At 38.6% G+C, this 12,482-nt stretch carries 13 protein-coding genes (1 of these 13 running past the window's edge); all 13 read left to right on the top strand.

Annotation, left to right across the window (positions count from 1 at the left end; genetic code table 11):
* The first annotated feature begins 72 nt into the window (after positions 1-72).
* A complete protein-coding gene (gene ftsH / locus AB1279_RS23805) occupies positions 73-1,992 on the top strand; it encodes an ATP-dependent zinc metalloprotease FtsH (protein ID WP_429761222.1) in 1,920 nt (639 codons plus the stop codon).
* 265 nt (positions 1,993-2,257) lie between these two features.
* Positions 2,258-3,046 (top strand): type III pantothenate kinase, encoded by a 789-nt coding sequence (locus AB1279_RS23800; RefSeq protein WP_429761221.1) that lies wholly within the window; start codon positions 2,258-2,260, stop codon positions 3,044-3,046.
* Positions 3,047-3,052: 6 nt separating this feature from the next.
* Positions 3,053-3,928, top strand: coding sequence for an Hsp33 family molecular chaperone HslO (gene hslO / locus AB1279_RS23795; protein ID WP_429761220.1), 876 nt, complete (start codon positions 3,053-3,055; stop codon positions 3,926-3,928).
* A 116-nt stretch (positions 3,929-4,044) separates the two neighbouring features.
* A complete protein-coding gene (gene cysK / locus AB1279_RS23790) occupies positions 4,045-4,968 on the top strand; it encodes a cysteine synthase A (RefSeq protein ID WP_429752848.1) in 924 nt (307 codons plus the stop codon).
* A 337-nt stretch (positions 4,969-5,305) separates the two neighbouring features.
* Positions 5,306-6,703 carry an anthranilate synthase component I gene (gene trpE, locus AB1279_RS23785; protein ID WP_429752847.1) on the top strand — a complete coding sequence of 466 codons (1,398 nt, stop codon included), beginning with the start codon at positions 5,306-5,308 and terminating at the stop codon, positions 6,701-6,703.
* 5 nt (positions 6,704-6,708) lie between these two features.
* Complete coding sequence (pabA, locus tag AB1279_RS23780) at positions 6,709-7,296, top strand: aminodeoxychorismate/anthranilate synthase component II (protein ID WP_429752846.1); 588 nt, start codon at positions 6,709-6,711, stop codon at positions 7,294-7,296.
* Positions 7,290-8,162 (top strand): aminodeoxychorismate lyase, encoded by an 873-nt coding sequence (pabC, locus tag AB1279_RS23775; RefSeq protein WP_429761219.1) that lies wholly within the window; start codon positions 7,290-7,292, stop codon positions 8,160-8,162. Before pabA ends, pabC begins: the two co-directional genes overlap by 7 nt.
* 1 nt (position 8,163) lies before the next feature.
* Complete coding sequence (folP, locus tag AB1279_RS23770; protein WP_429752844.1) at positions 8,164-8,988, top strand: dihydropteroate synthase; 825 nt, start codon at positions 8,164-8,166, stop codon at positions 8,986-8,988.
* 5 nt (positions 8,989-8,993) lie between these two features.
* Positions 8,994-9,356, top strand: a complete 363-nt coding sequence (gene folB / locus AB1279_RS23765) for a dihydroneopterin aldolase (protein ID WP_429752843.1) — start codon at positions 8,994-8,996, stop codon at positions 9,354-9,356.
* Complete coding sequence (gene folK, locus AB1279_RS23760) at positions 9,353-9,868, top strand: 2-amino-4-hydroxy-6-hydroxymethyldihydropteridine diphosphokinase (RefSeq protein ID WP_429761217.1); 516 nt, start codon at positions 9,353-9,355, stop codon at positions 9,866-9,868. Before folB ends, folK begins: the two co-directional genes overlap by 4 nt.
* Positions 9,820-10,023 (top strand): helix-turn-helix domain-containing protein, encoded by a 204-nt coding sequence (locus AB1279_RS23755; RefSeq protein WP_429752841.1) that lies wholly within the window; start codon positions 9,820-9,822, stop codon positions 10,021-10,023. Before folK ends, AB1279_RS23755 begins: the two co-directional genes overlap by 49 nt.
* A 23-nt stretch (positions 10,024-10,046) precedes the next feature.
* Positions 10,047-11,045: a tRNA dihydrouridine synthase DusB gene (gene dusB, locus AB1279_RS23750; protein WP_429752840.1), complete on the top strand. Its 999-nt coding sequence runs from the start codon at positions 10,047-10,049 to the stop codon at positions 11,043-11,045.
* A 160-nt stretch (positions 11,046-11,205) separates the two neighbouring features.
* Positions 11,206-12,482 carry the 5' portion of a lysine--tRNA ligase gene (gene lysS, locus AB1279_RS23745; protein ID WP_429761216.1) on the top strand. The gene runs 223 nt beyond the window's last position, so the window shows 1,277 of its 1,500 coding nt (coding positions 1-1,277); it begins with the start codon at positions 11,206-11,208; the stop codon falls past the right edge of the window.

Raw genomic sequence — 12,482 nt, 5'->3', positions numbered from 1 at the left:
CAATTGGATAGGAAAGTTTTTCTATGGTACTATTTACTATTATAGTTTGTATGCTGTGAGAGGAGGTTAGGGATGAATCGGATCTTCCGTAATACCATCTTTTATTTACTTATATTTTTAGTGGTAATTGGTATTGTGAGTTATTTTAATGGTTCAACGCAAAAAACAAAACCAATTAGCTACGATAAATTCATTGCTAAACTTGAAAAGGGTGAAGTTCGTAATGTGCAACTTCAACCAAAAAATGGTGTATTTGAAGTAAAAGGACAATTCAGTACTGATAGTCAAGGGCAACAATTTGTAACTTATGCACCTAATACTGAAGAATTACAAAAGAAAATCAATGACAAAGCACAAGGCACAGAAGTGAAATATCAACCAGCAGAAGAAACAAGTGCTTGGGTAACATTCTTCACTTCCATCATTCCTTTTGTGATTATCTTCATTCTATTCTTCTTCCTACTTAACCAAGCGCAAGGCGGTGGTAGCCGTGTTATGAACTTCGGTAAAAGCAAGGCAAAGTTATACAATGATGATAAGAAAAAAGTCCGTTTTAGAGATGTAGCTGGAGCGGATGAAGAGAAGCAAGAACTTGTTGAGGTTGTAGAGTTCCTAAAAGACCCTCGTAAGTTTGCGGAGGTTGGTGCTCGTATTCCGAAGGGGGTTTTATTAGTTGGACCTCCAGGGACAGGTAAAACATTACTCGCGCGTGCTGTTGCGGGTGAAGCTGGTGTTCCGTTCTTCTCTATTAGTGGTTCTGACTTCGTAGAGATGTTCGTCGGTGTCGGTGCTTCTCGTGTGCGTGACTTATTTGAAAATGCAAAGAAAAACGCACCTTGTATCATTTTCATTGATGAAATTGATGCGGTAGGTCGTCAACGTGGGGCAGGTCTTGGTGGTGGTCACGATGAGCGTGAACAAACATTAAACCAATTGCTTGTAGAAATGGATGGTTTCGGAGCAAATGAAGGCATTATTATCATTGCTGCAACAAACCGCCCTGATATTCTTGACCCAGCGTTATTACGTCCAGGACGCTTTGACCGTCAAATTACAGTGGATCGTCCGGATGTAAACGGTCGTGAAGCGGTGCTTAAAGTACACGCTCGCAACAAACCGCTTGATGAAAATATTGATTTACGTGCTATAGCAACGCGTACACCAGGTTTCTCTGGTGCTGATCTTGAAAACTTATTAAACGAAGCAGCTCTTGTAGCAGCACGACAAGATAAGAAGAAAATTGATATGAGTGACATTGATGAAGCGACTGACCGCGTTATTGCAGGTCCGGCTAAGAAAAGTCGTGTTATCTCTGAGAAAGAACGCAATATCGTTGCATTCCATGAAGCAGGACATACTGTAATTGGTGTAGTACTTGATGAAGCAGATGTAGTTCATAAAGTAACAATTGTGCCACGTGGTCAAGCTGGTGGATATGCAGTAATGCTTCCGAAAGAAGATCGTTACTTCATGACAAAACCAGAATTGCTGGATAAAATTACTGGTCTCCTTGGTGGACGAGTGGCTGAGGAAATTGTATTTGGGGAAGTAAGTACAGGCGCTCATAATGACTTCCAACGTGCGACAGGAATAGCTAGACGCATGGTAACAGAATTCGGTATGAGTGATAAGCTTGGACCAATGCAATTTGGTAGTTCACAGGGTGGTCAAGTATTCTTAGGAAGAGACTTCCATTCTGAGCAAAACTATAGTGATGCAATTGCACATGAAATTGATATGGAAATGCAAAGCATTATGAAAGAATGTTATGCTCGTGCAAAACAAATTCTTACTGAAAACCGTGATAAGCTTGATATTATCGCAAAAACGTTACTTGAAGTGGAAACGTTAGATGCAGAGCAAATCAATCATTTATATGAACATGGTACATTACCGGAGCGTAAAACATCTTCTGAAAGTGATGTAAAAGTGAACATCTCAATGAAAAAAGAAGATGAAGCGCCAGAAGATAAAGAAGAAACGAAGGAGTGACAATTGTCACTCCTTTTTTCTTTGTTACCCCAGTAAGCCCCTCACCTTAAACGTGAGAGAAAAACGAAGAAGATAGGTGGGGAGAGCCCTCGCTGATGGAAGTTTCGCTTTATGTAATTGAACTTATAAATTGAAAAAGGGAAATGGATTTTTGTAAAATGGTGAGGATAGGAAAGCTGAACATGTGTATAAATATGGTATGATGAGATTATAAGTTTTGTACATATTGTGTAAATATACATTAAATAAGATAAGTGGTGAGAATATGATTTTCGTATTGGATGTAGGGAATACAAATGCAGTACTAGGTGTGTTTGAAAATGGTAAGCTTCTTCAACATTGGCGTATGGAAACAGATCGTCATAAAACGGAAGATGAATATGGGATGCTCGTGAAACAATTACTTGAACACGAAGGAATTGCTTTTCATGATATAAAAGGAATTATTATTTCTTCTGTTGTACCGCCTATTATGTTTGCTTTAGAGCGTATGTGTGAAAAGTATTTTAGAATTAAGCCTCTTGTAGTGGGGCCTGGTATTAAAACTGGTTTAAATATTAAGTATGAAAATCCGCGCGAAGTAGGTGCTGACCGCATTGTAAATGCGGTAGCTGGTATTCAACTGTATGGAAGTCCGCTTATTATAGTCGACTTTGGAACAGCGACAACATATTGTTATATTGATGAACATAAACAGTATATGGGTGGTGTCATTACACCTGGTATTATGATTTCAGCTGAAGCTTTATATAATAGAGCAGCGAAACTACCGCGTATTGAAATCACAAGACCAAGTAGTATCATTGGAAAGAATACAGTAAGTGCAATGCAAGCTGGTATTTTATATGGTTATGTTGGACAAGTAGAAGGTATTGTAAAGCGGATGAAAGAAGAAGCTAAACAAGAACCGACTGTTATCGCGACAGGTGGATTAGCAAAATTGATTGCAGAGGAATCGAATGTTATTGATATTGTCGATCCATTTTTAACGCTTAAAGGTCTATATATGTTATATGAGCGTAATGCAAATTTACAACACGAGAAAGGTGAATAAATGCGAATGAAAGATTATTTAGTAAAGGCGCTAGCGTTTAATGGAGAAGTTCGTGCTTATAGCGTGCACACAACAAATACGGTGAGTGAAGCGCAAAGACGTCACGATACATGGAGAACTGCTTCTGCGGCACTTGGTCGTTCTTTAACGGCAGGTACAATGATGGGTGCAATGCTTAAAGGTAATCAGAAACTTACGATTAAAGTAGAGGGTAATGGTCCTCTCGGTCCGATTTTAGTAGACGCACATGCGAATGGAGATGTACGTGGTTATGTAACGAATCCGCATGTTGACTTTGAAGCGACAGAGCAAGGGAAGCTGCGTGTATATCAAGCTGTAGGAACAGAGGGTTTTTTAACGGTTATTAAAGATATTGGTATGCGTGAACCATTTATTGGTCAAGTTCCGCTTGTTTCTGGTGAATTAGGAGAAGATTTCACGTATTATTTCGCTGTTTCTGAACAAACGCCGTCTTCTGTTGGTGTTGGAGTTCTCGTTAATGGCGATGATAGTATTTTAGCTGCAGGTGGATTTGTTTTACAAATCATGCCTGATGCGCAAGAAGAGACAATTTCAGTTCTTGAAGAGCGCCTGCAAAAAATTCCGCCTGTTTCTAAGCTTATTGAACAAGGTTTAACTCCAGAAGAGTTGCTATACGAGCTATTAGGCAAAGATAATGTGAAAATTTTAGAGACGATGGATGTACAATTTAGCTGTACATGTTCTCGTGAGCGTATTGAAGGTGTATTAATGAGTTTAGGGAAAACAGAATTAACGCAAGTGCGTGATGAAGAAGAAAAGACAGAAGTACATTGTCATTTTTGTAACGAACGATATAACTTTTCTAAGGAAGATATAACAAAATTAATAGAAAGTTTGTAAGGGAGAAAAAGGTTATTTATCTATTTAGAATCATCTAAATAGATTGACAAATAACCTTTTCTTTGACAATATGTATATAAATCCAATAAAAATACTTGGTGTTAGGAGTGACGGAGATGCGAGTGGCACAATCGGTTTCAGATTTAATTGGAAAAACGCCAATTGTTAAATTGAACCGCATCGTAGAAGAAGGCAGTGCAGATATTTATTTAAAACTAGAGTTCATGAATCCTGGAAGCAGTGTAAAAGATCGAATTGCATTAGCGATGATTGAAGATGCTGAGAAAAAGGGGTTATTAAAAGAAGGCGATACAATTATTGAACCGACAAGTGGAAACACTGGGATTGGTTTAGCGATGGTAGCGGCGGCCAAAGGATATAAGGCAATTCTGGTTATGCCGGAAACGATGAGTGTCGAACGCCGTAATTTATTGCGTGCTTATGGAGCAGAATTAGTGTTAACGCCAGGATCAGAAGGGATGGGCGGTGCAATTCGCAAGGCAACAGAGTTATCAAAAGAACATGGCTACTTTATACCTCAACAGTTTCAAAACGATGCAAATCCAGAAATCCATCGTTTAACTACAGGTCCGGAAATTGTGGAACAGATGGGTGATCAATTAGATGCATTCATTTCAGGAGTTGGTACAGGCGGAACGATTACGGGTGCTGGTGAAGTATTAAAAGAGAATTATAAAGATATTAAAATTTATGCAGTAGAGCCTGCTGATTCCCCAGTGCTATCGGGTGGAAAACCAGGTCCTCATAAAATTCAAGGGATTGGTGCTGGATTTGTTCCTGGAACGTTAGATACAGATGTGTATGATGAAGTGATTCAGGTGAAAACAGAACAAGCATTTGAATATGCAAGAAGGGTAGCTCGTGAAGAAGGTATTTTAGTGGGTATTTCTTCTGGAGCAGCTATTTATGCAGCAGCAGAAGTTGCGGAAAAACTTGGAAAAGGAAAGAAAGTACTTGTTATCATTCCAAGTAATGGTGAGCGTTACTTAAGTACGCCACTTTATCAATTTGAATCATAAGCTTAATGTATGAAAAGCATCCCTCGAAAGGGGGATGCTTTTTCTTTTTTCGTTTGAAAATAGGAAAAGAGTGAATGACTAGAAAACTTCATGTAAAATAAGTGTTAGTTGAACTAAATGGGCTTATATGGACGGTTCAATGTTTTTAAACGACCGTTAGAGCGGGATAAAGTGAAACTTCCATCAGTGGGAGGGCATTCCCCCACTGATGGTTAGTTGAACCAATCGGGCTTTTATGGACAGTTGTCCCCCGCCTATCTTCTTTGCTTTTCTCTGAATTTTGGGGTGGGGGTCTTACTGTCCGTTAGAGCGGGATAAAATAAAACGAGGTGTTTGTATGCAGCGACGAAAATCTTTAGCTATTTCAGTTCCGTATCAGTTAGACTTTTTTAAACAGTATAAATTTCTTTCGCAAAATAAACCTCATCATATCATTTTAGAAAGTGGTCGCGGAGGACGTTATAGTATTGCTGGGCTTGATCCGGTAGCGATCGTTCGTGGGAAAGAGGAAGCCTTGCATATATGGGAAAATGGAGAGGAAACAATAGAAAAGGGGAATCCATTGCACCTTATGCAAAGATATATGGAACAATGGAAAACGGAACATAATGACGCATATCCGCCGTTTCAAGGTGGTGCGATTGGTTATTTTAGTTATGATTGCATCCGCTATATAGAGAAAATTCCTTCTCTTGCAGAAGATGATGTGAATGTACCAGATATATTCTTCTTATTGTTTGATGATGTATTTGTTTATGATCAAAAAGAACAAGTGTTATGGATTATTACACATTATATAAATGATGAGAAACAAGCTGAGCAACATTTGAATGAATTAAAAGGGCTTTGGTTACAAGAAGTGCCAGAAGTGACGATGCCGTTTATTCGCCCTGAAATAAATAAAGAGGCAGTTTCCTTTACGGAAAAAGAGTTTATGGAAGCTGTTCAAAGAATTCAAGAGTATATTGGTGCGGGAGATGTGTTTCAAGTAAATTTGTCTACAAGACAAGAAAAAACATTGCAAACGCATCCGTTGGAAGTGTATACGAAGCTTCGTGAAATTAATCCATCACCATACATGGGTTATTTAGAACTTGGAGATTTCCAAATTGTAAGTGCTTCACCAGAGTTGTTGATTAAAAAACAAGGTAATGAAATGAGTACGCGTCCAATTGCGGGTACGCGCTCTCGCGGGAAAGATGAGCAAGAAGATCAAGAACTTGCAAAAGAGTTAATTGAAAATGAAAAAGAGCGTGCAGAACACGTTATGCTTGTTGATTTAGAGCGAAATGATTTAGGGCGTGTTTGTGAGTATGGAACGGTAGAAGTAGATGAATTCATGGTGATTGAGAAATATTCCCATGTTATGCACATCGTTTCAAATGTACGCGGACAATTGCAGCGAGGAAAAGATGCTTTTGATGGTGTAAAGGCTGTATTTCCGGGTGGAACGATTACCGGAGCACCGAAAATTCGCACGATGGAAATTATTGAAGAGTTAGAGCCGGTTCGCCGTGGTATTTATACAGGTTCAATTGGTTGGATTGGTTATTCAGGGGATATGGAATTAAATATTGTCATTCGTACGTTGCTTGCGAAAGATGGGCAAGCATATGTACAGGCAGGGGCAGGGATTGTTATTGATTCTAATCCGAAAAACGAGTATAAAGAGTCATTAAAGAAAGCGATAGCTTTATGGCGAGCAAAAGAAAGTAGCGAAGAAACGGTTAGGTGAGATAAATGATATTAATGATTGATAACTATGATTCCTTTACGTTTAATTTAGTGCAATTTCTTGGAGAGCTAGGACAAGAACTTATCGTCAAGCGTAACGACGAAATTACAATTAAAGATATTGAACAAATGCAGCCGGACTTCTTAATGATTTCTCCAGGACCGTGCAGCCCGAATGAAGCTGGGGTAAGTATGGATGTGATTCGTCATTTTGCAGGACAAATCCCGATTTTTGGTGTTTGTTTAGGACATCAATCGATTGCTCAAGTGTTTGGGGGAGATGTTGTTCGTGCAGATCGTTTCATGCATGGGAAAACATCTTTAATGCATCATGATGAGAAAACAATCTTTACCGATATTCCCAATCCGTTTACAGCAACGCGTTACCATTCTCTAATTGTCAAAAAAGAAACATTACCAGAGTGCCTGGAAGTAACATCTTGGACAGAGGAAGGAGAAATTATGGCCCTTCGTCATAAAACATTACCAATTGAAGGGGTACAGTTTCATCCTGAATCTATTATGACTTCTCATGGTAAGGAATTGTTGCAAAATTTCATTCGTAATTATAGCCGGAGTGCTGCTACATGCTAATTTATGTGAACGGTTCATTTGTTGAGGCGAGTGAAGCTAAAATTTCTCCGTACGATCATGGATATTTATATGGTCTTGGTGTATTTGAGACGTTTCGTATTTACAACGGACATCCTTTCTTATTCGATGATCATTATGAGCGGCTTATGACCGCTCTTTCGTCGTTGCATATTGCATGGGAAATGACAAAAGACGATGTAAAAAGCATTTTAAAAGAGTTAATTGTAAGGAATCATTTGCAAAATGCATATGTTCGTTTGAATGTGTCTGCAGGTAGTGGCGAAATCGGATTGCAGACGGAGATTTACGAAGAGCCTTCTATTATCGTTTTTATAAAGCCTTTACAAGCTCCAGGAGATGTAGTGGAAAAAGAAGGGGTAATTTTAAGGCAAACTCGTAATACACCAGAAGGAGAGTTTCGTTTAAAGTCACATCATTATTTAAATAATATTTTAGGGAAACGTGAGATTGGGAATACAACTGCGAAAGAAGGGATTTTTCTTACGAAAGAAGGGTATGTTGCGGAAGGGATTGTTTCGAACATCTTCTTCGTGAAAAATGGCATATTGTATACACCATCACTACAGACTGGAATTTTAAATGGAATTACACGTGCTTTTATATTGGCTGCTGCTGAAATGTTGGGGCTTGAGATAAAAGAGGGGTTATTCTTAAAAGATGAGTTATTTGCGGCCGATGAAGTGTTTGTTACGAATTCTATACAGGAAATTGTGCCCCTTTGTTGCATTGGAGAAGTCCATTTTCCAGGTAAAGAAGGGCTTGTTACAAGTCAGCTTTTACGTGTATATGAAACATACCGTGAAAGACTTTGGAGCCGAAATGAGTTGTTAAGAGGAGATGGTTAATATGCAATTGTCTTATGAGATGCAGTGTGGTAAATATGTATTGAATTTAAATGAAAAGACATTCATTATGGGGATCTTGAATGTTACACCTGACTCTTTCTCTGATGGTGGTAATTACAATGAAGTGGAAACGGCTGTCCGCCATGCGAAAGAGATGGTAATTGACGGGGCGCATATTATTGATATTGGGGGAGAGTCTACTCGTCCTGGTTTTGATAAAGTATCAGAAGAAGAAGAGTTACGACGCATTTTACCGATGGTTCGAGCTGTATCGCAAGCGGTAGATGTACCTATATCTATTGACACGTATAAAGCAGAGGTTGCAAAGCAAGCCATTGAAGCTGGAGCACATATTATTAATGACATTTGGGGTGCGAAAGCAGAACCGGAAATTGCAAAAGTAGCGGCGCGTTACGATGTGCCAATTATTTTAATGCATAATCGTGATAATACAAACTACCGAAATCTCATGGCAGATATGATTGCTGACCTATATGAAAGTGTTACAATTGCGAAACGTGCAGGTGTGCGAGATGAAAATATTATTTTAGATCCAGGTATTGGATTTGCGAAAACATTTGAGCAAAACTTAGAAGTGATGCGGAATCTAGAGCAATTAAAATTGTTGGGATATCCAGTCCTTCTCGGAACATCTCGAAAATCATTTATTGGTCATGCGTTAGACTTGCCAGTGGAAGAACGTTTAGAAGGAACAGGTGCAACAGTTTGTCTTGGCATTCAAAAAGGCTGTGAAATTGTGCGTGTGCATGATGTGAAAGAGATGTCCCGCATGGCAAAAATGATGGATGCTATGTTAAGGGGGTAAAAGATTTGGATAAAATTTTTGTTCATGATATGGAGTTCTATGGTTACCATGGTGTATTTCCTGAAGAAAATAAGTTGGGGCAGCGATTTAAGGTAGATTTAACTGTAGAGTTAGATTTAAAGCGAGCAGGAACAACTGATGACTTAAAGCATTCTGTAAATTATGGAGAGTTATACGAGTTATGCAGAAGTGTTGTAGAAGAGAAAACATATAAGCTTTTGGAAAGTATTGCAGAAAACATTGCGGGGGATATATTAGAACGGTACGATTGCGTTATGAACTGCATTGTAAAAGTTATTAAGCCAGATCCGCCAATTCCGGGACATTACCGCGCGGTGGCGGTTGAGATTGAGAGAGGGCGCTCATGAATAATGTAGTTTATATTGCTTTGGGCTCAAACATGGATAATCGCCATATGTATTTATCGCAAGCGATAGAGTTGTTGCATAAGCATCCGGCTATTGAAGTTGAGGATGTATCATCTGTTTATGAAACAGATCCGGTTGGGTATATAGAACAAGAGAAATTTTTAAATTTAGTTATAAAAATTTCTACCAATTTATTACCTCAAGAATTATTGATGGTAACACAAAGGGTAGAGAATGAGCTAGGAAGAAAAAGGGAGATTAAATGGGGCCCTCGTACCATTGACCTTGACATTTTGCTTTATAATCACGAAAATATTGAGGCAGAGAATCTTATTGTTCCGCATCCGCGGATGTTTGAAAGAGCTTTTGTTATCGTTCCATTGATGGAAATTAATCAAGAAATGAACCGAAACATTTCACGTTCACAAGTAGAAGAAATGAAAAGGCGAGAGGGAGTAACGGTATGGAAGCAGAGAAATGGGGAAGACGCATTCGCGCTTTTCGTAAATTAAAAGGCTATACACAAGAAGGGTTTGCGAAAGAATTAGGGGTATCTGTATCTGTTTTAGGTGAAGTAGAGAGAGGGAATCGAGTTCCGTCTCAGGATTTTGTTATAGAAGTTGCGAAGACATTGAAAGTTTCGATAGAAGAATTGATGCCGCAATAGGAATAACGAAGGAAGGTAATCAAGTGTTAAAGATTGCAAACATTGAAATGAAAAATCCGGTTGTGCTAGCGCCAATGGCAGGAGTATGTAATTCTGCATTCCGTTTAACGGTTAAAGAATTTGGTGCAGGATTAGTATGTGCGGAAATGGTAAGTGATAAGGCGATTTTATTTAACAACAAAAAAACGCTGGACATGTTATATATTGATGAGAGAGAAAAGCCATTAAGTCTGCAAATTTTTGGTGGAGAGAAAGAAACACTTGTAGAAGCAGCGAAATATGTAGATAAAAATACAACGGCAGATATTATTGATATTAATATGGGTTGTCCGGTACCGAAAATTACAAAATGCGATGCTGGTGCAAAGTGGCTGCTTGATCCGAATAAGGTGTACGAAATGGTAGCGGCGGTAGTAGACGCAGTTCAGAAGCCGGTTACAGTAAAAATGCGTATCGGTTGGGATGAAGATCACATTTTTGCGATTGAAAATGCTCAAGCGGTTGAACGTGCAGGTGGTCAGGCGGTCGCAGTTCACGGTCGTACTCGTGTTCAAATGTATGAAGGAAAAGCGGATTGGAATATCATTAAGCAAGTAAAACAAGCTGTCAATATTCCTGTTATCGGAAATGGTGATGTGGAAACGCCGCAAGATGCAAAGCGCATGTTAGATGAAGTTGGTGTAGACGGTGTAATGATTGGCCGTGCAGCACTTGGTAATCCGTGGATGATTTATCGTACAGTAAAGTATTTAGAAACTGGTGAATTAATGCCGGAGCCATCTGTGCGTGAAAAGATTGATGTATGTATGCTGCATTTAGATCGTCTTATTGATTTGAAGAATGAAGACATTGCAGTTCGGGAAATGCGTAAACATGCTGCGTGGTATTTAAAGAGTGTTCGTGGTAATGCAAGAGTGCGTAATGAAATTAATAGTTGTAATACTCGTGCAGACCTTGCCTCTTTACTGACAGCATTTGTAGAAGAGGTAGAAGCGAAACAAAAATCCATTCAAGTTGGATAATAAGGGTGATTAAAAGGGTGTTTGACATTCCTTTTCTCACTACCTATAATTACGTCTAAGAAAAACTGCCAGCTTGTTGCTGGCAGTTTTTCTAGTTGGATAGAAAATGCTATACTATATATATTATAAAATTTAATAGAGCTGGAGTGATATCAATACTATGGATAACATGAACCACGAAGAATTAAATGACCAATTGCTCGTTCGTCGCGAGAAGCTACATAACTTACGAGAACAAGGAATGGATCCGTTTGGTAAACGTTTTGAACGTACACACTCAACAAAAGAATTATTAAGCTTGTACGGAGAAATTTCTAAAGAAGAATTAGAAGAGAAAGAAATCCCTGTTTCTATAGCTGGTCGTATTATGACAAAACGCGGTAAAGGAAAAGCTGGTTTTGCGCATATTCAAGATTTACATGGACAAATTCAAATTTACGTTCGTAAAGATGCGGTTGGTGATGAGCAGTACGAACTATTTAACACAGCGGATTTAGGTGATTTAGTAGGAATTGAAGGTAAAGTATTTAAGACAAAAGTTGGAGAACTTTCAGTTAAGGTAACTGGCTTTACTTTATTAACGAAATCTCTGCGTCCACTTCCAGATAAATATCATGGATTAAAAGACGTTGAACAACGTTACCGTCAACGTTACTTAGATTTAATTACGAGCATGGAGAGTCGTGAAACGTTTGTAACTCGCAGTAAAATCATTCGAGAGATGAGAAGATATTTAGATAACAATGGTTATCTTGAAGTAGAAACACCGATGTTGCATGCTATTGCAGGCGGAGCATCTGCACGTCCGTTTATTACGCACCATAATGCGTTAGATATGGAATTCTACATGCGTATTGCAATTGAGTTGCATTTAAAACGTCTAATTGTGGGTGGATTAGAGAAAGTATACGAAATTGGTCGTGTATTCCGTAATGAAGGTGTATCAACTCGTCATAATCCGGAATTTACGATGATTGAATTATATGAAGCATATGCAGATTATAAAGATATCATGAAGCTAACAGAAAACATGGTTGCTTATATTGCGAAAGAAGTGTTAGGTACAACGACAGTTCAATATGGTGAGTATGAAATTAACTTAGAGCCAGAGTGGACAAGGCTGCATATGGTAGATGCAATCAAACAATATTCTGGAGCGGATTTCTGGAGCCCGATGAGCGTAGAAGAAGCTCGTGCATTAGCAAAAGAGCATAGTGTAGAAATTAAGGATACAATGGAAGTTGGTCATATTATTAATGAGTTCTTCGAGCAAAAAGTAGAAGAACATTTAATTCAACCTACATTTATTTATGGTCATCCAGTGGAGATTTCTCCTCTTGCGAAAAAGAATGAAGAAGATCCGCGTTTTACAGATCGTTTCGAGTTATTTATTGTGGCTCGTGAACATGCGAATGCATTTACAGAATTAAATGATCC

The sequence above is a fragment of the Bacillus sp. S14(2024) genome (assembly GCF_050473785.1).
Lineage (GTDB): Bacteria > Bacillota > Bacilli > Bacillales > Bacillaceae_G > Bacillus_A > Bacillus_A yunxiaonensis.
This window is presented reverse-complemented; position numbering and strand designations above follow the sequence as displayed.